At 66.9% G+C, this 21,239-nt stretch carries 22 protein-coding genes and 3 pseudogenes; 11 read left to right on the forward strand and 14 right to left on the reverse strand.

Annotation, left to right across the window (positions count from 1 at the left end; all coding sequences use genetic code 11):
* Positions 1-394 precede the first annotated feature (394 nt).
* Positions 395-1,708 (reverse strand): alpha-amylase family glycosyl hydrolase, encoded by a 1,314-nt coding sequence (locus OG331_RS48310; RefSeq protein ID WP_406191630.1) that lies wholly within the window; start codon positions 1,706-1,708, stop codon positions 395-397.
* 903 nt (positions 1,709-2,611) lie between these two features.
* Positions 2,612-2,932: a hypothetical protein gene (locus tag OG331_RS48315; protein WP_406209489.1), complete on the reverse strand. Its 321-nt coding sequence runs from the start codon at positions 2,930-2,932 to the stop codon at positions 2,612-2,614.
* A gap of 366 nt (positions 2,933-3,298) precedes the next feature.
* On the opposite strand from OG331_RS48315, the gene OG331_RS48320 reads away from it, so the two are divergent.
* Complete coding sequence (locus tag OG331_RS48320) at positions 3,299-4,273, forward strand: EAL domain-containing protein (RefSeq protein WP_406191626.1); 975 nt, start codon at positions 3,299-3,301, stop codon at positions 4,271-4,273.
* An 840-nt stretch (positions 4,274-5,113) separates the two neighbouring features.
* Entirely contained in the window at positions 5,114-6,514 is a 1,401-nt protein-coding gene (locus tag OG331_RS48325; protein WP_406191624.1) for a hypothetical protein, read from the forward strand.
* Between the two features lie 776 nt (positions 6,515-7,290).
* Here OG331_RS48325 and OG331_RS48330 read toward each other — a convergent pair.
* Positions 7,291-7,902 carry a TetR/AcrR family transcriptional regulator gene (locus tag OG331_RS48330; protein WP_406191622.1) on the reverse strand — a complete coding sequence of 204 codons (612 nt, stop codon included), beginning with the start codon at positions 7,900-7,902 and terminating at the stop codon, positions 7,291-7,293.
* A gap of 119 nt (positions 7,903-8,021) precedes the next feature.
* Between OG331_RS48330 and OG331_RS48335 the strand changes: the two genes are divergently transcribed.
* On the forward strand, positions 8,022-8,813 hold the full coding sequence (locus OG331_RS48335) for an SDR family NAD(P)-dependent oxidoreductase (RefSeq protein WP_406191620.1): 792 nt from the start codon (positions 8,022-8,024) through the stop codon (positions 8,811-8,813).
* A 184-nt stretch (positions 8,814-8,997) separates the two neighbouring features.
* On the opposite strand, the gene OG331_RS48340 is transcribed toward OG331_RS48335, so the two are convergent.
* On the reverse strand, positions 8,998-9,399 hold the full coding sequence (locus OG331_RS48340; RefSeq protein WP_406191618.1) for a type II toxin-antitoxin system VapC family toxin: 402 nt from the start codon (positions 9,397-9,399) through the stop codon (positions 8,998-9,000).
* The gene (locus tag OG331_RS48345; protein WP_406191616.1) at positions 9,396-9,626 is read right to left on the reverse strand and encodes a FitA-like ribbon-helix-helix domain-containing protein; all 231 of its coding nucleotides are present in this window, start codon (positions 9,624-9,626) and stop codon (positions 9,396-9,398) included. Before OG331_RS48345 ends, OG331_RS48340 begins: the two co-directional genes overlap by 4 nt.
* Before the next feature lie 143 nt (positions 9,627-9,769).
* On the opposite strand from OG331_RS48345, the pseudogene OG331_RS48350 reads away from it, so the two are divergent.
* Positions 9,770-10,300 (forward strand): annotated as a pseudogene (locus OG331_RS48350) (IS6 family transposase); the annotation flags it as partial.
* A gap of 264 nt (positions 10,301-10,564) precedes the next feature.
* Here the strand turns inward: OG331_RS48350 and OG331_RS48355 are convergent.
* The 3 genes and pseudogenes from OG331_RS48355 to OG331_RS48365 form a co-directional block, all read right to left on the reverse strand.
* Complete coding sequence (locus OG331_RS48355) at positions 10,565-11,233, reverse strand: nucleotidyl transferase AbiEii/AbiGii toxin family protein (RefSeq protein ID WP_406191614.1); 669 nt, start codon at positions 11,231-11,233, stop codon at positions 10,565-10,567.
* A gap of 5 nt (positions 11,234-11,238) precedes the next feature.
* Positions 11,239-11,631, reverse strand: a complete 393-nt coding sequence (locus OG331_RS48360) for a hypothetical protein (protein WP_406191612.1) — start codon at positions 11,629-11,631, stop codon at positions 11,239-11,241.
* 174 nt (positions 11,632-11,805) lie between these two features.
* Positions 11,806-12,248, reverse strand: a pseudogene (locus OG331_RS48365) (IS200/IS605 family accessory protein TnpB-related protein); the annotation flags it as partial.
* A gap of 171 nt (positions 12,249-12,419) precedes the next feature.
* Here OG331_RS48365 and OG331_RS48370 point away from each other — a divergent pair.
* A complete protein-coding gene (locus tag OG331_RS48370) occupies positions 12,420-12,716 on the forward strand; it encodes a transposase (protein WP_406191610.1) in 297 nt (98 codons plus the stop codon).
* Here OG331_RS48370 and OG331_RS48375 read toward each other — a convergent pair.
* Positions 12,655-13,053: a PIN domain-containing protein gene (locus OG331_RS48375; protein WP_406191608.1), complete on the reverse strand. Its 399-nt coding sequence runs from the start codon at positions 13,051-13,053 to the stop codon at positions 12,655-12,657. The two genes, OG331_RS48370 and OG331_RS48375, sit on opposite strands and share 62 nt — an antisense overlap.
* The gene (locus OG331_RS48380) at positions 13,041-13,292 is read right to left on the reverse strand and encodes a type II toxin-antitoxin system Phd/YefM family antitoxin (RefSeq protein ID WP_406191606.1); all 252 of its coding nucleotides are present in this window, start codon (positions 13,290-13,292) and stop codon (positions 13,041-13,043) included. Before OG331_RS48380 ends, OG331_RS48375 begins: the two co-directional genes overlap by 13 nt.
* A gap of 225 nt (positions 13,293-13,517) precedes the next feature.
* Here OG331_RS48380 and OG331_RS48385 point away from each other — a divergent pair, with 225 nt between their 5' ends.
* Positions 13,518-13,784 (forward strand): type II toxin-antitoxin system Phd/YefM family antitoxin, encoded by a 267-nt coding sequence (locus OG331_RS48385; RefSeq protein ID WP_406191604.1) that lies wholly within the window; start codon positions 13,518-13,520, stop codon positions 13,782-13,784.
* Entirely contained in the window at positions 13,777-14,037 is a 261-nt protein-coding gene (locus OG331_RS48390) for a type II toxin-antitoxin system RelE/ParE family toxin (protein WP_406191602.1), read from the forward strand. The genes OG331_RS48385 and OG331_RS48390 overlap by 8 nt, the downstream gene beginning before the upstream one ends.
* 93 nt (positions 14,038-14,130) lie before the next feature.
* On the opposite strand, the gene tnpA is transcribed toward OG331_RS48390, so the two are convergent.
* Positions 14,131-14,562, reverse strand: a complete 432-nt coding sequence (gene tnpA, locus OG331_RS48395; protein ID WP_406191600.1) for an IS200/IS605 family transposase — start codon at positions 14,560-14,562, stop codon at positions 14,131-14,133.
* A gap of 25 nt (positions 14,563-14,587) precedes the next feature.
* Here tnpA and OG331_RS48400 point away from each other — a divergent pair.
* A pseudogene (locus OG331_RS48400) lies at positions 14,588-15,812 on the forward strand (RNA-guided endonuclease InsQ/TnpB family protein).
* A gap of 104 nt (positions 15,813-15,916) precedes the next feature.
* On the opposite strand, the gene OG331_RS48405 reads toward OG331_RS48400, so the two are convergent.
* On the reverse strand, positions 15,917-16,189 hold the full coding sequence (locus tag OG331_RS48405) for a transposase (protein ID WP_406209492.1): 273 nt from the start codon (positions 16,187-16,189) through the stop codon (positions 15,917-15,919).
* Positions 16,190-16,452: 263 nt separating this feature from the next.
* On the reverse strand, positions 16,453-16,995 hold the full coding sequence (locus OG331_RS48410) for a hypothetical protein (RefSeq protein WP_406191598.1): 543 nt from the start codon (positions 16,993-16,995) through the stop codon (positions 16,453-16,455).
* Positions 16,996-18,634: 1,639 nt separating this feature from the next.
* On the opposite strand from OG331_RS48410, the gene OG331_RS48415 reads away from it, so the two are divergent.
* On the forward strand, positions 18,635-19,069 hold the full coding sequence (locus OG331_RS48415) for a hypothetical protein (RefSeq protein ID WP_406191596.1): 435 nt from the start codon (positions 18,635-18,637) through the stop codon (positions 19,067-19,069).
* Between the two features lie 327 nt (positions 19,070-19,396).
* Here OG331_RS48415 and OG331_RS48420 read toward each other — a convergent pair whose 3' ends face one another.
* Complete coding sequence (locus OG331_RS48420) at positions 19,397-19,567, reverse strand: hypothetical protein (RefSeq protein ID WP_406191594.1); 171 nt, start codon at positions 19,565-19,567, stop codon at positions 19,397-19,399.
* 16 nt (positions 19,568-19,583) lie between these two features.
* Here OG331_RS48420 and OG331_RS48425 point away from each other — a divergent pair, with 16 nt between their 5' ends.
* Both OG331_RS48425 and OG331_RS48430 read left to right on the forward strand, forming a co-directional pair.
* Positions 19,584-20,822 carry an IS256 family transposase gene (locus OG331_RS48425; protein WP_406209691.1) on the forward strand — a complete coding sequence of 413 codons (1,239 nt, stop codon included), beginning with the start codon at positions 19,584-19,586 and terminating at the stop codon, positions 20,820-20,822.
* 98 nt (positions 20,823-20,920) lie between these two features.
* Positions 20,921-21,112, forward strand: coding sequence for a hypothetical protein (locus tag OG331_RS48430; RefSeq protein WP_406191592.1), 192 nt, complete (start codon positions 20,921-20,923; stop codon positions 21,110-21,112).
* Positions 21,113-21,239: the final 127 nt, after the last annotated feature.

A 21,239-nucleotide genomic window follows, 5' to 3' on the forward strand; every position in this document is an offset into this window, starting at 1 on the left:
GTGAATTGTGGCGAGGTCTTGCGTGCGGATGGATCTGGGCAAGTGGAACGTAGACAAATTTGGACGGCAGCGAACGGAAGATCGTGAATATCGCGAATGATGGCCCAAGAAACTCAATGGAGGTAGGTGAGGCCGGAGCGCTGAATGTAGCTACACCGCAGGGGAGCCACGGTGCAGAGGGTCCTTTACTGCATGGAGCGTCATGAACCGGCCCTAATGCGAGCGAGGCAACGCACTGCTTGTGAGTGCTCTCGTCGGACCGGGTTCTCTCGCGGCTGGCGGGTTCGGGCTGTCGCGCCGGGCTGAGGGCCGACAGTGAGGGCGCGACCGGGGCCGAGTCGGTGCTGATTCGGCTACCAGAGCAGCACAGGTTGCCCTGGCTTTGTGGCAGGCGTTAAAGGCCGCAGGCTTCAGATTGGCCGCAATGCCGAGGGGCGAGGCGGGGTGAGGAGGTGTTCAGAGAGCTTGCGCCCGGCCGCCGGAGCCTGCCGCGTGGTTGGACGTGTTCGGATGGGCCGATGCGAGGGCGAGACCCTCGGTGGCCGGCGAGTTCTTTGCTTGGGGCCGGCCCAGACGCCGGCCACGATGACGGTCTGGCCGTTGAGCGTCTGTCGCCGCCGCCCGTGGAGTGCGGTCCGCCGCCGCAGGTGCCGGCGCCGAGGGTCAGCGCCGGCGTGGTGCAGCCGGTGAGCAGGGTGGTACGTCGTCGCATCATCATCGATGTCCCTTCTGGTACTCCGGCTGCGGCAGCCACGCCTTGACCCCCGCGACACCGGGTGAAGCCGAACGGCCTGACCGGATCAGTTCGGCGGCACCCGCAGCCGCCGCGGATGCGGGCCCGGCTGCCGGTGCGGGGGAAGATCGGGTGGGTCAGGACGTCGTCGATCAGGCCCAGTCCCTCGCCCTGATCGATGGAGGCGGATCCGGGCAGCGCCGAAATCAGAAGGGCCGCCGTGCGGGCGCGGGCGCCGAGGCCGCCGACCTCGGCGGCGGGTGCGCCGTAGCGGGTGACGGCGCGGACCTGGTCATGATTGTTGAGGACCCAGGTCACCGTGGAAGCGGCGGTTTCCTGCATGGCCTCGGAGATGACCTTACGGAAGGCATCGGTGCCCCACAGAGCACCGAGCAGGTCGAAGAAGAACGCCCGGTGCAGCCCACCGGGACGGAGGTACTTCGCCTGTCCTTCAGTCGTTGGCACGGACACCTCGCCGGTCACCCGGCGTTCGCGGCCGTTGCGCTCGGCGTGCTCCATGGCGTGCCAGCTGTGGGGCAGTTCGCTGCTGTTGGCGCCGTGGCCGTCGGCGAAGTGCAAGCGGGCGCGGACCGGGCTGCCGGATGCGCTGGCCAGTGCCTCGCGGAACCATGGATGCTCGCCGGAGCAGTGGCTGGGGACGATGTCGAGCAGCACCTTGATGCCGTGCCGGTGCACGTCCGCCATCAACAGGCCGAACTCGGCGAGGTCACCGAAGAGCGGGGCGATGTCGCAGCCCTCGGCCACGTCGTAGCCGTGGTCGTGCCGTGGCGACGGGTGGAACCGACTCAGCCGAATCCCGTCGACACCGAGCATGTTTCGATACGACAGTCCCGCGCGGACCCCGGCGAGTTCGCCGATGCCGTCGTCGGCGCTGTCAAGAAAGTTGCGGACGTAGACCTGGTAGATCACCGCATCGCGCCACCAACGACGGATTTCAATGTGCTTGGCATTCACCCCCGTTGACCTTCCTGTGCGTGAGGAGAGGCCCGGACTCCGGCCCGGCGGCTGCACATAGGCTATGTGAGCGAGTGGTGAAGGAGTCAACGATCGTGTGTAAAGAGTGCACACTCGTGCAGCCCCGCTGTGCGAACAGAGGGCCGCACCTCGCCGATTGCCTCGCCCTCAGGACCTGGTCCAAGACGAAGAGGCCATCGGGAAGACCCTCCTCACTGCCTACCACCCAGCCAAGGGACGGGAGTTCGACACGGTGATCCGGCCCGGGCTGCTCAACGGCGTCATCGCGCGCAGCGTTGCAGACCGAGCCCAGCCACCGCGGGGAACGCGCCGAGCAACGGCGCACGTTCTGCCTTTGGTCTTGGCCGGTGCTCCGGCGTTTACTGGCGTATGACGGTCAGGGGCGCCCCGCTGCTGCTTTTGGCGAAGTAGGAGCCGGACTCGTCATAGAGAGAGCTGTGTGGTGGTCAACTGGGCGTGTCCCAGGACCTATTGGACTTCGGTCAGTGGCGTCCCCGGGTCTCTCCCCATCCGGTAGGCGGCGGTGTGCTCAGATCATGCAGGCTCCGGTTTGCCCCGATCATGGCGTTGACCCGCTGGAGCATCCGGTAAGCCGCCGGATAGGACAACGGGTGCAACGGGCGGCGCAACGTCCACCACAACGGACCGTCGGCCGCCGGCTCGACCGGCCCGTCCATCTCAGATGTCTGTCAAAGCGGATCAAAGCCAGGTGAGCCAGAAGACGTGCTCGGCCGGTTCATGCCGGATGTCGCAGGGAAGGGGGCGGCACCAACAACCGCATCTGACCCCAGAAATCAATCCAGGTACACCGTCTACTGGACAGGAACCGCCGGACGGGGAGGACTTCGGCCCGTGGCCGCCGCTCGTGCCGGCCGGCTCGTTTCATCCATGCAGTTCGGGCTGAGGGGTTTGTGGGGAGCGGGTTTTGTGTGCGGTGAGCAGGGCGAGGAGGCTTGTGGCGGCTGCGGCGGCGGGGGGTGTTGCCATGAGGTAGGCGTGGGGGGCGGGGAGGCTGCCGCTGAGGGTGAGCAGGCACAGGGTGGTCAGTTGGATGAGGGCGCAGGAACTGATGATGAAGGCTCGCACGGCGCACGGGTGGGCGTCGTCGTCGGCCGCTCGGTCCCAGATACCCGGGCGGGTGCGCTGGTTGTATCCGGTGCCGGCGCAGCGGGGGTGGGGGGTGTGTCCTGAGTCAGTTTCCACGGGGGCCTTTGTGGATGTCGGGGGAACGTGCCGTGCAGGGAGGGTCGCGTGAAGGGGTGTGGTGGCGGCAGGGCGGGCGGGGCAGGACAACGGGCCGGTTCGGTGGCCCGCCCGCCTGCCCGGGGAGGCGGGGTGAGGGTGGCTGTGATGCGGGCGGCAGCGGCCAGGGGGGCCTGCTGGTACGGGGCCTGCTGCGGGCGGCTGGGGGTGTGGTGTGGGCTGAGGTGAGGCCTGCACGTTCAGCTGCCTTGGCCGCTCTTGGGTGGGGGCTCATTTGCGTGTAGTGCTGGAGGGCCCAGGACAGCGAGGCGATGGTTGGGTGGGTGGGCTATGGCGAGACAGCCGGGGCACAGGCGGATGTTCAGTGTGGCGCGCTGGCTGGTGGGTGGGGGACTGCTGACGGTTTGGGGGTTGTCGGTGGTGTTCCTCGTGGTGTTGGTCGGGGGTGGCCGGGTAGGGGTGGCCGGGTATGTGGTGTGGGTGTGTGCGGCCGTTGCGGGGATGTCTGTGTTTGCCTGGTGTGCGGGGCGGGTGCGGCGTGCGGTGGCGGTGAGGGTGGGGCCGGCGCCGTCCGTCAGCGCGGGGGAACTGAGGTTGGCTTTGTCCAGGGGGGAGTTGCAGCTGCACTATCAGCCGCAGGTGACGGTGGGCGGAGACGTGGTGGCGATGGAGGCATTGCTGAGGTGGCCCGGCCCGAGGCGGCCCGAGGTGGGCGCGGAGGAGATTCTTCGGGCGGCTGATGCCTGCGGTATGGGCGGGCGGGTCACTGCTTTCGTGCTGGAATCCGCGGTGGCTCAGGCCGCGGTCTGGCACAGGCAGGGCTGGGCTGTGCAGATCGCGGTCAACTTTGCAGCGGCTGACGTGCTGCGTCCGCACTTCGCCGCTGGTGTTCTGCGCTGTCTGCGGCGTCATCGCCTGGCCCCGGAGGCGTTCAAGGTCGAGATCACCGAGCACGGCGAGTTGCGTGATGGCCGCCGGGCGGCTGGGGCCCTTGCGGTTTTGCGTTCTCACGGCGTGACGGTCAGTCTGGACGATTTCGGCACCGGTCATTGTTCCCTTTCGCGTCTGCGGATGCTTCCGGTCGACGAGTTGAAGATCGACCGGTCGTTCGTGTCGGGGATGATCACTGATGAGCGGGATGCCGCGATCGTGCGCTACTCACTGGGCCTGGCCCGCTGCCTGCAGCTGACCGTGGTGGCTGAAGGAGTGGAGACCCAACAGGAGCTGGACCGTCTGGTTGCCTATGGCGGGTGTCTCGTCCAGGGATGGCTGGTGTGCAGGCCCCTGCACGGTGCGGCGGCAACGCAGTGGCTCAAGGACCATGCGTCCTGCCTGCGTTGAGCGGTGCCCGCTGCCCGATGCCACCGCTCTGGTGCTCTCCCGCGCCCGGCAGGGCCGGTGCCTGCTGTGTGTGCTTCAGATGGCGTCCCGTCAGGAGGTGTAGGGGATCAAGGCACTGGAATCCGCAGACCAGGGACGGTGGCTCGGCCCGACCGGGCGCCCAACTCGCCCTACCAGGAGGCTTCGTGGAATGCCACCTCCGCACAGATCTCCCTGGACCTCCAACCCGGAACGCCCAGCGCTTGATCCCCTGCACCACGTCGCGGGACACGACCTGCTTCTTGCTCGCCGCCCGGCCTGCGGGCGCCCGGAAGGCGGCCGTGTATGGGGGCGGCGGGGAGCGCAGCAGGCGGCAAAGTGTCCTTACTGCAGGGCGCGGGCGTCGTTGGCGGGGCCGGCTGAAGGCGCCGCAGCGGGCCTCGCCGGGGCGGTATCGCGGCCGGAGCCTGGTCGCCCTCGGGCCTTCCACCCGGGAAGTGGACACCATCTCACGTGCTTATGCGGGTGTCATCGCAGTTGACTGTTGTTCGTAGGCGACGGGGCTGATCCGCCCGTTCGCCGAGTGGCGACGCCACCGCCCGCAGCCGGTGTGCGCGGCCGGCAGACCGTTCACCGCAAAGAGGGCTCTGCCGACCGGGGCAGGCCCCCGCGCGAACAGGCCGCCGGCCCGGCCAGGCCGAGACGGACCAGCCTTTTGGGAAGCGGATTTGGCATGATGGCCCGCCCTTGCTCGCGCAGAGCCCTCATCGAGGCGTCACTAGGCTGCCTCCCATCCCATGCACCGTCGACCATGCCCATCAGCCCCCGGCGGCGCCGCAGACCAGGCCAGTGGAGGTGAGCGTGGAAGCGGACGAGCTCGAGACACAGCTCAAGACAAACCTCGGGGATATGTGGAATTTCCTCGACAAGGTCTCAAGATTCTACGAACAACTGTATGAGCTCCTCGAGCTGTGGGAAATGTGGTGCCGCGACAGGCACCCCGATCTGTCGTATGCGGCCACCTACATTTCCTGCCACTTGCGCAAAGATGAAACAAACAAGCAAGCCTGCGCTGACGTCCTCGAAATTCAGAATCCCGAATTCCCCAAGAGTGGATCCGGCAACGACGACAGCTCCCGTCTGCTGTGGGCTGCAAACGAACTGATCCTGATCTACCCCTCTTGGGAGCACAGAGCGTGGGTCGAGGAAAATCTTGACTGGAACCAAAGCCGTGTGGTGCAGAGCCCGGTGCAGACCCCTGCGGTGCAGTATCCGGCGTCCGTCTACGGCACCGTCGACACGCAGGCCCCCTCTGGAGGCAACGGGCCCCAGCAGGTCGGTCTTCCGTCGGCCCAGGGACCAGGACGCCCCGCCCGCCCGGGCGGGACGAGTGCCGCAGTCCAGACGCCGGACACACCTGGTCAGTCAGACGTCCGACCGCGGCGCAGGCATGCCCGGGCGAGGCGGAAGGACGGGCCGGACGGGACGGCCCAGCAAGGGGCCAAGGCCCCAGAACGCCGGGCGCGAACGGACGGCGCGCGGACAGACGGCCAGCCGGAGCAGCAAAAGCCCGTCATGGGTGCGGTCCGGAAGAGAGCGGCGGCCCGCAGGGAGGAACGCGCACCGGGCCGGGGCGAAGAAGCGGCAAGGCCCGGCTCTGCGCAGCAGCGCGACCGGGCTCTTTCCGTCATGAGCGAGCGGAACACGATAATAGAAATACCCGGGAATGTGAAGGCCAATAGGCCGGTCAGCCCGAACGACATAGTGGACCTGATGCAAACGGCCAATCTGATTCCCGCTCCGCTGACGCTGGATAGCTTCCGCAAGCGCTTGGGAAAGCGTTACGTCATGCTCGAAGAAGGAGAGAGGAGGAGAGTCAAGATCGGGCGGGACGAGCAGGGTGATCTGGTGCTCAGGCGGAGCGGGGGCCGGTTCATTTTGTTCGTGCCGATGCAGTTCGATTCCGCGAAGACCGTGTGGGACACGGTGGGCGGGAGCCGGATGCGCTACTGGCCGGTGGGCGGATCTCTTCTTCTTATGCCCGAGCGGGATGCCAGGAGCAACGCGCTGCGTCCCTTCATGGAAGTGGTGTGCCTCAGCGGAGGGGCGCGCAAGATGGGCCTCGTGCGGCGCCATCTGCTGGTCGGCCCGCGAGGCAGGGAAACGAGCGCCCAGGCCATGGAGAAGCAGGCCTGGGAGAATTTCCTGAAGAGCGTCAGGCCCCGCTACAAACTTCAGGTTGTGGCGGCAAGTGAGATTTGAGCATTCCAGCCGCCTGCGGGCGGCCCCCGTCCTCGCCGCAGGTCCGGGCCCGGGCAGGCACGCCGCAACGGGCAGCCCTGCGGGAGCCGTTCGCGAGCAGGAAGGCTGCCCCGCAAGGCCTACTGCCAGGTGACGGCGGGCGGGAACCTGTGGGTGCGCCCGGACGCCGGGGCCTGCCGGGTCTGGGGCACGCGGCGCCGCCGTGTCCGTGCGCGCTCCCCGCAGCCGGTGCACCCATGAGGGGTTTGCGGCAGCGGGTCGCCTGTTCCCGTGCGGACTGCTCGCAGATGCCGTGCTCGCACGGCAGTCGGCCGGGCCGGGACCTGTGCCGCACGACCGTACGGCCGCGGGGCGGCCGTTTGACAACACACGACGACCAAGGGGTGCGTGGACGGTGATTCAGGAAGTGTCCGTGTCCGGCAAGCGGGGCGGTCTTGGTGCGGGGCCGGACGGGGGCGGGCACGCGAGAGCGCATGCGCCGCTCAGGGTCTTGTGGTGTTTGTGCAGGCGGCACGTTTTTCAGGTCCTCAAGAGCCTGGGCCGGGGGTGATCGCCGTGGCAGGTCGCCAGCGGCACCCTGTCACGGCGGCGATCACCCTGATCTGGCCGGTGCGGTCTCCTCAGCACCACAGCGCCGGCACCGCAGCGGTGCGCGCACCCGTGTCCCGGGCGAAGCCGCAGCCCGCGTCCGCACGCGTGTGCCCCTCGCAGGCCAAGGGCGGTATGCCGTGATCTTTCCCGGCCGCAGATGCAGGACAGCGTGAAAGGGCCGCAGTCTAGGCAGGGGTGGGCTCGGGGCCGCTGCAAGAGCCTGGGGCGGTGCCGGCGGCGTTGTGCACCTGCGGCAGGGCCGCAAGGATGTCGGCAAGCGTGCCGGCGACGGAGCCTGTGGCCAGACGGCGCAGCTGCTGCCCGAAGACCAGGCAGACGACGGTGCCGGCCAGGCGCTCGGCATCCGGCACACCCAGCGCGCCGAGGATCCGGGCGGTCAGCCGGTCATAGGCGGCGAAGCACTGGGCGGCGGGGACCTGCAGCCGCTCGTCCCGCCCAGCCTGCAGATACAGTTCGAAGGACGCGATGCACGTGTGGTCGGACTCCGGCGTCTGCAGAGCCTCCTCCACCGCCTGTGCGGCCCCGCCCACCTCCTGCCAGTCGTCGCTGCAGGCATCGGCGAGCAGGGTCAGGCGGCGTATCTCCTCGTCCACGAACTGCACCAGGCTCTCGCGCAGCAGTTCGTGCTGGGTGGGGAAGTGGTAGGTGATGGATCCCAAAGAGACCTCTGCCTCGCGGGCGATCCGGCGGTTGGCGAGGGCGGCGATGCCGTCCTGGCCGATGATGCGCACGACGGCGTCCACGATCCGGCGTCGGGCAGGGGCGGCGTTGTCCATGCCCGCCATTGTCTCCGGTGCCCGTGCGCCGGCCGGCCCGCCCCACGCACTGGGGGTGGACAGCGCCACCCCGCCCCTCTACCGTTCGTTCGAACGAACAGTTTGACCGGAGGGCAGGCATGCGCATCCAGGGCTCCACCATTCTCCTGACCGGCGTGACCGGCGGCATCGGGCAGGCCCTTGCGGCAGCGCTGGCCGCGCGCGGCGCGCAGCTCGTGCTGACAGGCCGCCGCCCCGATGCGCTCGCCGCCTGCGCCGGCCCCCTGGGCGCCCGGACCATCGTCGCTGACCTGGCCGATCCGGCCGATGTCACCCGGCTCGCCGAGGAGAGCAGCGGATGCGACATCCTCATCGCCAACGCCGCCCTTCCCTCCAGCGGAGAACTCCTCAGCTACACCCCCGAGCAGGTGGACCGGGCACTCGCGGTCAACCTGCGGGCGCCGGTGATGCTGGCCCGCCTGCTGGCTCCCGCCATGGTCAAAACCGGCGCCGGACACATCGCGCTGGTCGGCTCGATCTCCGGCAAGGCCGCCAGCCCCATGACATCCCTGTACAGCGCCACGAAATTCGGGCTGCGCGGCTTCGCTCTGAGCCTGCGGCAGGACCTTCGTGGCTCGGGGGTGGGTGTCTCCCTCATCCAGCCGGGCTTCGTGCGGGACGCCGGGATGTTCGCCGCCACCGGCGCCACCCCGCCCAGCGGCATCCGCACCGTCTCCCCCCACCAGGTGGCGCAGGGCACCGTCCGTGCCGTCGAACGCAACCTCGGTGAGGTCAACATCGCCCCGGCGGAGCTGAAGATACTCAGTGCCATCGCCGGCCAGTTCCCCGCCCTCGCCGAGAAGGTCCAGTCGCGCGCAGCGATCCACCGCTTCGCCCGACAGCTGTCCGGCGCCCAGGAAACCAGCCGCTGACCGCGGCGAAGCGCCGTTGCTCAAAGTCTCAGTGACTGAGGTCAGGGGGCGAGCGCTTTCGCATTGGGTGCCGAGGGGGGTGCACTGGTCGTTGCCGGTCCGCCGTTGATGGCGTTGGTGCCGCTGCCGGCTCCTGCGCAGATGAGGTCGTTGCCGCCGGCGCCGTTGATGCAGGTTGTTGAGGTCAGCTCGAGCCGAAGACCTCGACGCTGCACTTGGCTGCGCCACTGCGTTTGATCCGCCAGTCGCAAGTGATCAGCGGGACGCCGAGGGATTCGGCGAGCGCGACGTACTGGGCGTCGTAGGCGCTCAGGTTGGCGTGGAGGCTGCGGACCCGATCCCACAGAGCGAGGGTGTTGTGCTTGTCCAGGGGTAGCGCCGTGAAGTCAGCCATGGCCTTGGTCACCTGCTTCTCGGTGAGCTTGCCGCCGTGCTGCAGCCCCAGCAGCGCTGATTGGATTTCGTAGTCGATCAGTGTCGGTGCATAGACCGTGGTGGCTTCACTGACGCGCTTGCGGATGGCGCTGCCGGTGGTGCCGTGATGGGTAAGGAAGATCACCAGTGCTGACGTGCCGATGACGATCAACGGCCCACTCGTCCCTCGTCGATCGCTGCCAGGACGTCCTCGGCCGTGTACTGGGCAGTGGCTTCGCGCTCCAGCTGTGCAGCCATGTCCGCGATGGTGGGCTTGGTGGCCTCCCTGACGATCAGTTCCTGCATGTAAGCCTGGAGGGACTTCCCGGCCTGGGCGGCACGGGTCTTGAGGACGCGGACCTGGTCTTCGGGCACGTCCCGGATGGTGAGGACAGTCATGCCTGCATTGTAGCGAAAAATTCTGCATTCTGCAGATGCCGTGGGTCCGGCTCAGCACCCCACTCCCGCCTACGCATCCTCTCCAGTCGGATATCTGCAGCTGTCGGGGTGCCGGCCTCGTTCTGCGGGGCGGGGAGCCGGTGGTGTCGGATGCGGGGCCGTCATACAAGAACCACCGCTACCCGGTCGGGGTCATCTCGCACTGCGTGTGGCTGTATTTCCGCTTCCGCTCAGCTACCGCGAGGTCGAAGAGCTGATGCTGGAGTTCGGCGTGGTCGTCTCCCACGAGACCGTGCGTCGCTGGTGTGTGAAGTTCGGCCAGGCCTACACTGACGGGCTGCGCCGCAGGCGTCCGCAGCCCGGGTGACACGTGGCATCTCGACGAGGTGTTCATCAGGATCAACGGTGTGCAGAAGTACCTGTTGCGGGCCGTCGACGCCGACGGCAATGTTCTCGACATCCTCGTCCAGAACCGGCGGGACAAGGCCGCGGCCAGGCGATTCTTCCGCCGGCTGCTGAAGGGGACCGGGCAGGTGCCCCGGGTGGTCGTCACGGACAAGCTCGCCTACGCAGCCGCGCACCGGGAGGTGATGCCCTCGGTGGAGCACCGCTCCCACAAAAAGCTGAACAACCAGGCGGAGAACTCCCACCAGCCGACGAGGCAGCGCGAACAGTCCTAGGCGAGTCCCAACTCGGCGAGCAGCGCGGGTTTGTCCGCGGCGAATTTCGCGCCTCGACTTGGTCTTGGTGTTGGAGAGGTTTGACTTCGGTGCTGCCTTCCCTGGAGCCCACCCGGCCGGCCCCGACATCCGCACCGCCCGACCTGCGCCGCCCGCCCGTGAACGCAGTCGGTACGGTCCCGCCGCTCGCGGTGCCGGGCTTCGGCCTCAGACAACGGGTGGAGCGGCCAGATGGGCCAGGATGGAATCTGGCTGTGATCAGTTGATGTCCGGACCATCGGCCTCTTCCAGGAGACGCGCCGCGAGGTCGTCGGCCCACTGCACGGCCCAGGCGCGGAGAGCGGTGATTGTGGCGTCACCGAGCCCATAGGCGGCGAAGGCTTCGTCGTCAGTCCACTCGGCGCCTGTGAGGTTCGACTGCAGATCCTCGTGCTCGAACCGGCCACGGGCGTGGCGGCGGCCGAACTCCTCCAGCTCGGCGTTGGCCCAGCGGCGAGAGGCCGCGAAAACGTCGATCAGGTCGCGGGGCGCCCCGCGGTCGGCCAGGGCGCGGACTTTGGTCCCGATCACGTCCTCCGCCGCGAGGACGGGCCCGTACGGACTCTGGGCGACCGGCCGCCAGAAGATCTCCTTGAGGATGTCGACTTCGCAGTCCTGCCCGGTTTCAGGATCGGATACGGTGAAGCGGGCGGACAGCGGGGCGGTCTCCAGCGCTTGCACCTGCCAGCCTCGTGCTTCGAGACCGCTACGGAGCGCGGCCGCGATATCGGCCATGGGCGCCGGGTTCTCGGTGGCGACATCGAGGTCTTGGCTGGGGCGATTCACGAGGCGGTGCGCCCGCACGGCATATCCGCCGGTGAGGACCAAGGGATATGGGGCCCCGAGGGCGATCACATCCGCCAGGAGCCGTGTGTGCAGCTCCGGCATGTCCGTCACGCGGCTGCCCGGGTGCGGAGCGTGAGCTGGGGGAAGGCGTCTTCCCATACGGTGCGCACAGTGCGACCGACGAGGGTGCGCAGGACGGGCCACATCTGGAGGAGCAGATCCTGGTTGAGGTAGCGGGGCAGATCGTCGTGTAGGCCCTCGTGCAGGACGGTGCGGTACAGGCCCATGCGCTGGCGAGGCTTGCTCATGTCGTACGAGGTCATCCCCGACCAGGCCATGTGCACCGGCAGCTCCACGACCCCCTGAGTGGGGCCGTGCAACTCGTCCAGCGACTCTGGCAGACGCCGCCGGAACTTTTCCCGGTACAGCGCGAGGTCCTGGCTGTCCGCTCCCGAGAGGTCCCTCGGGGCGGGCACGGGGTGCTGTGGGCTGGAGGACATGGGTCCATTATGGGGGCGGGAGAAGTGGTACGGGCCGTGACGTGAGAGCCGGTGTCCGGGGTGAGCCACATCACCGGCACCACCGGCCTGTCCGCCACGGCATGAACGGCGGGTTACTCCGAGCCCTGGCACGTCCTGACGCGTCATCAGCCGAGCTCACTGCCGACAACGTGACAACGCCCATGCCGGAGACAAGCTGCCGGAACCGCTTCTTGCGTCCGTGTTTCTCCCGGGTCTTCTCGGCGGCGAAGTCCGGGTTCTCCATGCCGATCGCGTTCACCCCGGCCTGTTTGGTCCAGTACAGAAGCTGGGTGAGAGCGTGCCGGATCTGGGCGTCGCGGTGGTCGGCGGTGCCCGACAGGTCGTAGGGGAAGCGCCGCGGATCGCCCGTCGGGTTGCCGTGCCGGTCGAGCCGGTAGGCGGCGAAGTGGTCCGCGTTGGTGTCCGCACCGGCCATGCCCTGGGCCAGTGCGCTCTCCAGCCAGATCGTCTGCACCACGGGCCTGGTCCACGACGCGGTGAAGTACCAGCGGCCAGGTTCCACGTCCAGGTGGATGCGGTAGGCGACAGCCCCATTTCGTCTCGATACGGTCGCGCCGCTCCTCGCCCCGGCACGCCAGACGGCTCGCGGGCTTCAACGGGCAGATCCTGTCGCTGTACGCCCGTGGCATGAGCGTGCGCGGCATCCGCTCCCACCTCGCCGGCATGTACGAAGTGGAGGTCTCACCGGTCCCGATCAGCTCGGATCGGTCGCTTCGAAGCCGGTCCACCTCGCGGTCGGCGTTGACATGGACGGCTGCAAGGACGTCCTGGGCCTGTGGGTCGGGGATGAGGGCGAAGGCGCCACGACCTGGATGACGGTCCTGTCCGAGCTGCGCAACCGCGGCATCGAGGACGTGTGCATCGTCGCCTGCGACGGATTGAAGGGCCTGCCCGAATTTCCCGTTCAGTTTGGAGGAGTTCGTCGAATTGTTTTCGGGTTTCGAGGTGAGCAGCCGAGGTGCCGTCAATCGTCCGGGCCCGTCACAGCCGACGTACACGAACACCGGGAAGGTCGTCGAAGCGAGCTCGCTTGTCGTAGGTGACCACTGTGCGTGCGGTGGTCAGGGCGGTTGCCGCGATGATCAGATCGTGAGCTCCTCTGGGCTGGCCGGCTCTGCGTATGTGGGCGAGCAGCCGCGCATGAGCTCGCGCAATGTCCACGGTGTAATCCTCGACCGGAATTGTGGCGAGGATGGCGTCGACGAATGACTGGCGGGCAAGCCGGTTGGTGTCGTCGGCCAGTTCGACGCCCTGGAGCAACTCCGCGGCCGTGATGGCGGCGATCACCGGGTCGTCATCGTCCGCGAGTACATGGTCGAGGACGACCTTCCGGCGCTCGACCGCGATCAATACGCCGGTGTCCAGGATCAGTCGTTCCACGGATCGTCCAGGGTTAGCAGATCACGGGAGCCCATCACATCGCCCTCGAAGGCGTCGTCGAGGGTGCCGACGTAGGGCAGGAGAGCATCCTTCATCGCCCGGCCGGTGGCTTTGGGCGCCGGGCCGAGCACGGCCAGGCGTTTGCCCCCGCGGGTGATCACGATGGTTTCGCCGCGTTCCGCACTGTCCAACACGGAGGCGAAGTTCCGTGATGCTTCGGTAGCGGTCACCATCTTCATGACCTCATATTCTCAGAGAATCCGATACCCGACAAGGCGGCGGCCGAGCCTCTGATGGGGGACTGTCCTCTCTGAAATGATCACTCCGGAATCAAGCCGGTGGATCCGGGCTCAGGCAGCTCCTGAAGGAGATCGGAACGGGGGGCCAGTGTCTGACCTACTTGATGCAGTCGAAGCTCTACTCACCCGTTGTGTACACATAGAACACCCGGTACCTTTGAGGGCATGACGCAGATGCCCACAGAGTCCATCCGTGACGTTCGCGCGCACCTGGCCGACGTCGTCGAGCGGGCCGACCGCGACGACCAGCCAACCGTGATCACCCGTCGAGGCAAAGAGGTCGCCGCCGTCGTCTCGATAGACGTCCTGCGCAAATACCAGCAGTGGGAAGAGCGCGAGATCAACCGCATCGTCGATGAGCGCATGACGAACCGCGCGGCCGGTGTTCCGATCGAGGACGTCATGAAGGAGACGCTGGCACGCAGTGAGTGAATACCGCACCGTCTTCCGTCCGGAGGCGCAGGCTGAACTCCGGAAAATCCCCCGAGACGCAGCTCTTCGCATCCTGGCCAAGCTGACAGAACTGGAGAGCGACCCTCTGGGCTTTCACACCACTGCGCTCGTATCCCAGCCGGAGCGCCGCCGCTTGCGAATCGGCGACTATCGAGTCACTTACACCATCGACAACGGCGAGCTGGTCGTCTGGGTCGTGCACGTCGGGCACCGGTCGACCGTCTACCTTTAATCTTGGCCAGTGCTCCGGCGTTTACGCCGGGGGTGAAGGCCATCTCAGGACTGCTCTGACCCGCGCTGTGGGCACGGGTCCGAAGTGTTGCCCTCAGCCCGTGGGGCGCTTCTGGTTCTCGATGTACTGCTTCACGACGGTCAGGGGCGCCCCGCCGCAGCTTCCGGCGAAGTACGAGCCGGACCAGAAGTGACCGCCCCACAGGTATCGGCGCACGTGAGCGTCGTACTCCTTGCGCAGCAGCCGTGTGGATACGCCCTTGAGGGAGTTGACCAGCTTGGAGAGCTGGACCTTTGGCGGGTAGTGCACGAGGAGATGTACGTGATCGTCCTCGCCGTTGAACTGTTTCAGCTCGGCCTCGAAGTCGGCGCACACCTCCCTCATGATCTCTTCGCAGCGCGTCAGCATGGCGTCCGTCATGGCCTTGCGCCGGTACTTCGTGACGAAGACCAAATGAACGTGCAGGTTGTAGACGACGTGGCGGCCGGTGCGTACATCGGGGTTTGGGTTCCAGCGTGGTGACATGAACCAAGTATGTATGATGATCGCTATGCAGCTTCGGTATGGGTTCCGCCTATACCCGAACGGCCCTCAGCGCTCGGCGCCGGCCAGGGCGTTCGGGTGCTCGCGGGTCGTCTTCAACGACGCGCTCCGCGTCCGCGAGGACGCCCGCGCCGCCGGGCTGCCGTTCATCACCGCCGGCGAGCTGTCCAAGCGGCTCACCGCGTCGAAGAAGACGCCGGAGCGGGCATGGCTCGGTGGAGTGTCCTCGGTGATCCTCCAGCAGTCCCTTCGGGACCTGGACACCGCGTACCGGAACTTCTTCGACTCCCTCAAGGGCAAGCGCCCCAGGATGGGGCCGCCCCGCTTCAAGAGCCGTAAGGAACCGGCAGGCCGTACGGTTCACCGCCAACGCCGGATGGAAGATCACTCCCGGCGGGAAGCTGCGCCTGCCGAAGGTCGGCGATGTGAGCGTGAAGTGGTCCCGCTCCTTTCCCTCGGTCCCGTCCACGGTGACCGTGATCAAGGACGCGGCCGGGCGGTACTTCGCGAGCTTCATCGTGGAAACCGACGCGAACGAGGTTCTGCCCGAGGTCACGCCCAAGGTCGGCATCGACCTGGGCCTGTCCCACTTCGCGATCCTCTCCGACGGCACGAAGATCGACAGCCCCCGCTTCCTGCGCCGGGCCGAGAAGAAGCTCAAGGCGGAACAGCGCCGCCTGTCCCGCAAGGCCAAGGCCGGCAACAACCGGACCAAGGCCCGTATCAAGGTCGCCCGTGCCCATGCGCAGGTGGCCGACGCACGGCGCGAGTTCCACCACCAGCTCTCCACCAAGCTGATTCGCGAAAACCAAGCGGTCGCGGTGGAAGACCTGGCGGTCAAGGGGCTCGCCCGTACGCGCATGGCCAAGTCCGTGCACGACGCCGGATGGTCGGCGTTCCTGGCGATGCTGGAGTACAAGGCCGCCCGGTACGGGCGCACCCTCGTGAAGATCGGCCGCTTCGAGCCGACCTCTCAGGTGTGCTCGCAGTGCGGCGTCAAGGACGGCCCCAAGCCGCTGCACATCCGGGAATGGACGTGCGGGGCGTGCGGGGCCGTCCTCGATCGGGACATCAACGCGGCGGTCAACGTCGCCAAGGCGGCTGGACCAGCCGTTTCAGCCTGTGGAGCGCAGGTAAGACGGGCATCCGTGCCCGCACAGCGCGATGAAGCAGGAACCCACCCGAACGCAAGCCGGACATCCGGCAGCCAGACGGGAATCGCCCTCCATTAGGTGGGCGAGGATTTCAAGACACGTGATCCCGGCCCCACCCGGCACGGAATCGGCTTCAGACGGACCCAAGAACCGGATGAACCGCGAGGAGTGGGTCTGTGTGCTCACCGGTGTAATTGATGGTCATGGAAGAGGCATCGAGTGACTGACACTGTCACCGAGTTCGTGGCCGCCGTTGACCAGGCGGATCCGTCGCCCGAGACCGCGACGGTCGAGCAGAAACTGAGAGCCCTTCTCGAAACCGATGACCTTGAAGGGTGCTGCCAGCGGCGGAAGAACCGGTAGACCGCCTTCCACGGCGGCAAGTCCACCGGCATCTCGGCCCACTTGATCCCGTTGTTCACCAGGTACAGCACCGCGAGGTCCGAGGAGTACACGCGCTCCCGCAGCGTGCCATCGGCCGTGTTCCCCGCTCGATGCGCCTATACAGGCACAGCCGTGAGCAGCCGATTTGCCCGGCTCCACGGACTCGGATGTACTGAGGCGCACCAACGGGACCTCGGTTTCGGCGTGTTGCGGAAGTAGAGAGCCCGCACGCTAGAGCCAGGTCCCGTTGCTATGCCGCGATCTTTCCGATCACCGCGCCATCCGAATGTCATTCCACATCATGACGCCGCTACCCGGATTCGCGAAGGGTTTCTCAATCAGTCGCCGCGTCCGAACGCTGCACCGCAGCAACCCATGCGACGGTCTCGGCGCGGTCCGGTAGTGCCGGGTCACCGTAGCGGATCTCGGTCTTCCGCTCCCCTTGTGCAACCGTGAAGATGACCTCTCGCCACTCCCGCGGGTGGTGCTGCCCGAGACCGACCGGACGGACCTGTGCGGTGGCGGGGACGTAGGCGAAGTAGATGCCCTGCCCGTCTTCGCGGTCTGCATCGCTGATCAAGCGGAACAGAGGCCTGCCGTCGAAGGTGTCGGAGGGGTTACGCACGGCATTGTGTGCGAGGAACTCCGTGCCTTGTGTGTGCGAGGAGCCTGCCGTGGTGATGCCGGAGTCGTACGCACCCGCAATGTACAGCGCCTCTTCGACGTGGTTGGGGTCGCCATACATAACGGCTACGTTTGTTGCCGCGCCCCTTCTGATCTGTACCAGCGAGGGTGACTCCACGGTCGACCGCGCGATGTCGCCGGTAACGAAACCGCTGCCCTGCTGCTCGTGAAGCAGGTCGTATGTGAAGAACACCCCGTGTCCATCCACTGCAGGATACTTGTCGAGTACGAGGCGCCAGCTCGGCGGACCTCCGAGCTGGCCCCTCTGTACCCACTTGAGGTTGTCCAGACGGAGGCCGGAAACCTCGGCCGGAGATAATGTCTCGCCGGTCGCCAGAGGTTGCGCCGCGATACCCGGCGACGGGGCGGGGTGCGCGGCAGGTGCTGCGGCGCCCATGATTCCACAGCACGTCGCTACTACCGCCACGAGTGTGCGCTTTGAATACACTGCTACCTCTTTTTTTGTAGGCCAATCGTCACGACCGCAGCCAGTACAGCTGCGTGTCCGACCTTGGCGCACACCGTAGATCGCCGGCATCGGTGCCGGGCAATCGTGGAGTTCATTATCGGCCAGTGCCGAATGAGGCGTTGGCTCAAGCGCGCTCCTGCAGCGGATTTTGACCTTTGGCCCGACGCCGGTGGCCCGCTGCCGCTCAAACAGGCTTCTTCCTACTGCGTTCGCAGCCAGGACCGATCAGCTCTGCCTGCGCCCACTACGACAGGGACAGAGCCCAGGGCAAGCGCCATGCCGAAGCGCTCCTGTGCCTCACGGGACGGCGGGCCGACGTGCTGTTTGCGATGCTCCGCAACGACGCGTTCCACGATGTCCCACCCACTCGAATTGGCTGCCCACCGGCAACGATGACCAACCGTTTTGAATGGGCGTCGGCCGGAGCCCGTGGCGTCGAGGGGTGGTCCGGTACGGGTAGTGGCTGCGGTGGAGTTCAAGCAGCTGCGCATCTTCGCGCAGTCGGCCAAAAAGCTTCGGGACAGGGGCGTCTGCTTGCCGGTTGACGCTTTAGCCAGGCACCGAGCCCCGCCCTTCCCTTTCGAGCAGAATGGGGAGCCCTATACTGCCCTATAGGGCAGTCCGTTGATGTATTCCTGGACTGCTCACTGCATTCGGTGCCGACGCTGCTCAATCTTTTTCTCCACCAACCGTACTGTTTCCGGCCATGCCCGATGGAGTCGATGCTTTGCACACTGTGTGAACCCGCCAGAAGACATTCGGCCAGGATCCTGTGCATCCAAGGCGAAGCCCCCGCCCTTCAGTAGGGTCGCAATGTCCAGGCAATCCATCGGCGAGGCCCTTGAATCACGCTGGAGCCCAGGCTTGAGAGTCGTGGGCACGCAGGGGATGAATCCCGCACAAGCACCAGCCGCGCGACGGTGGATCCCAGCCAACTGCAGTCACTTCGCCAGGCACACAAAAGGGGTTCTGGCTGGGCTGAATAAGATCGCCCTGGTTTGCTGCCGTGGAAATCGGCGTGCAAGGCTGACCGGACTTCGATCTTCCGGAGACGAAGTATGTGCCACGTGAACAGTGCCGGAGTCGAAAGAGCCGGCAGGCGGACACTGCGAACAGCGTGCCCCTGACGCTCTTTTGATACCGCTGGCAGCTTGCGCCCGCGTTCTGACATCACCTGGGCAACCGCAGGCGTGCATGCCGAGCGGCTTGCCCAGATGAGTCTTGCGGACCCCCTCTGCCGACAGGGACGCGGCCCCCTGGCCCCTTGCCTGTCGCACAAGCCTGCCGCCACCCGGCACAAGGCTGGCGCGCCCCATTTCAACGGCCGGCACCAAAGAACCGGCCCACCACGGAAGGACACCGCATGCCACGCTCGAAGCGACACCATGTCATAGCACTGGCGGCTGCCACAGTTTTCCTGAGCGGACTCTCCGCACCAGCCGCATTTGCCGACACCTCTCCTCCGCAGGCACCGGTCACCAGCGCTGCTGCTGACCTGCAGCTTGACAATGTGCGCTGGACCCCGATGTCGACTATCAGCGGCTCCACGACGTGGCTGCTCCGCCTGGACAGCGACCCTGGTGTCGAGCCCGGAGGACGCTACTTCCTTTGGAACCCCGACACCTCCGAGCACGCCGGGAAGTTCGCGGTCGGCGACGATGTACAGGTGTCGACTGTCGGCACCTGGCAAGCCGCAATGTTCCGGCCCGACTACACCGCTCACCGCATCGAAGTCCGATACGGCGACCCCAGCACCCCTGAAGCGGGACGAGTGGTCGCCACCGTCACGCACATCTAAACTCGCCGCCATCGGTTGACGAGTCACTCCCGCCCTTGCCTCCCGCGAGGGCGGGACTTTTCCTCACCCACCCTGCCGTCGGGGTGTCGCACCGTCTGGGCCCCGAGATGCCGGTGCCGGGGGATCGGGGTTTCGACGGCAAGGACTTCCTCGCCGCCGTGCACGCCACCGGCGCACGGTCCCGGGCCGCATCTCCCGGCGCCTGCGGCCACCGGTCCTCCAGCCACTCGACGACTCGTCCCATCTCTCGGCCATCGGCGGCGTCCCGGCGCGCATCATCGAAGCCCGGGTGAGCCTCACCTGCGCCGACGCCGACTTCGAGGGCTCCTACCGTCCGGCAACCACGCCCGGATGGATGGTGTCCCTCGTCGTGGTGTTGCGGATCAGCGGCTGGGAGTGCGCGGGCGTCTGCCCGGGGCGCACTTCCACGGGTGAGTGCCGCTCCCTGAACAGGGGGTGGGCCACCGCGTAACTCTTCTTGGTGAACAGCCAGTTCAACCACGAGGAGTACACGATGGCCCTGTCCCAGTCTGAGCTGATACGGCTGCTTGAGTCACTACGCTCGACCGACGGAATCGAGTTCATCCGCACCATCGCCGAGCGGATGGTGCAGGAGCTGATCGAGGCCGAGGCGAGTGCCCATATCGGTGCGGAGTGGAACGAGCACACGCCGACGCGGACCACCATCCGCAACGGGCACCGCGAGAAGGTGCTGACCACGCTGGCCGGCGACCTGAACCTGGAGATCCCCAAGGTCCGCACCGGCAGTTTCTTCCCGTCACTGCTGGAACGGCGGCGCCGGATCGACCAGGCCCTCTATGCCGTGATCATGGAGGCATACGTGCACGGTGTGTCCACCCGCAGCGTGGATGACCTGGTCAAAGCCCTGGGTGGGGACAGCGGCATCTCGAAGTCGGAGGTCTCACGGATCTGCGCGGCGCTGGACGAACCGCTGACCGCGTTCCGCACCCGCCCACTCGACCATGTCCGCTTCCCCTACGTCTACCTGGATGCCACGTACTGCAAGGGGCGGGTCAACCACCAGATTGTCTCCCGGGCCGTCGTGGTGGCCACCGGCATCACCGAGGACGGCAACCGCGAGGTCCTGGGCCTGATGGCCGGAGACAGCGAGAGCGAGGCGTTCTGGAAGGAGTTCCTGCGCTCCCTGCGTGAACGCGGACTGTCCGGGGTCCGCCTCGTCGTCACCGACCAGCACTCGGGTCTGGTCGCCGCGGTCCGCAAGGTGATGCTGGGCGCCGCCTGGCAGCGGTGCAGGGTTCATTTCCTGCGCAACGTCTTCGGCGTGATCGACCGGGACTCCGGTGAAATGGTTGCCGCGACGATCCGCACGATCTTCACCCAGCCCACTGCCGGCCTCGTGCGCACCCAGCTCGACACCGTCGCGGACATGCTCGGCACCCAGTTCCCCAAGGTCAAAGCCATGCTCCTCGACGCGAAGGAAGACCTGACAGCATTCGCGGACTTCCCACCGAGGCACTGGAAGAAGATCCAGTCGACCAACCCGCTGGAGCGGATCAACCGGGAGATCAAGCGCCGCACCGACGTCGTCCAGGTCTTCCCCAACGACGACGCGCTCTTGCGGCTCGTCACCGCCGTGCTGTTCGAGATGCACGACGAATGGATCGCCTTCCCCCGCCGCTACCTCCCCGAAGGCAGCATGGACGAGCTCTACTCCGAACGCCCCGAAAGCGCCCCCGCACTACCCAACACCCCGAACACGCCCACCAGTTGATCGGCAACACCACGACGGGGGACACCATCCCCGGATGCCCGCCGTTACCCCGCCGGCCGTCTCGTGCGTCTTTGCCATGAGCGGTCTACTACGACGCCTTGCCTCACACCATCCTGCAGGGACGTGCCCTGCGCTCGCGCGACCCGGCCGGCGTCGAGCAGGAGATTGTGGGCCCTGCTCACCTCTTCTACCGGCTCCTGCGCCGCACCGTGGTCGAGGCGGCGGAGTCCGTGCCGGGCACCGCTCCCGACCGCTCCCGGCTTCACCATCGCCCCCCAAACCGCGCGTGACCTGCTGGGTATGTGCGCAAGGAGTCTTCGCAGGGCATCGGGGAGATCGGCCGCCGAGTCGTCGCCCCTGGCGCCTGCACGGCGAACCCGCGTCAGCACCCGCAAAGTGAAGTCACCCGTCTCCCGT

The sequence above is a fragment of the Streptomyces sp. NBC_01017 genome (assembly GCF_045162795.1).
Taxonomy (GTDB): domain Bacteria; phylum Actinomycetota; class Actinomycetes; order Streptomycetales; family Streptomycetaceae; genus Streptomyces; species Streptomyces machairae.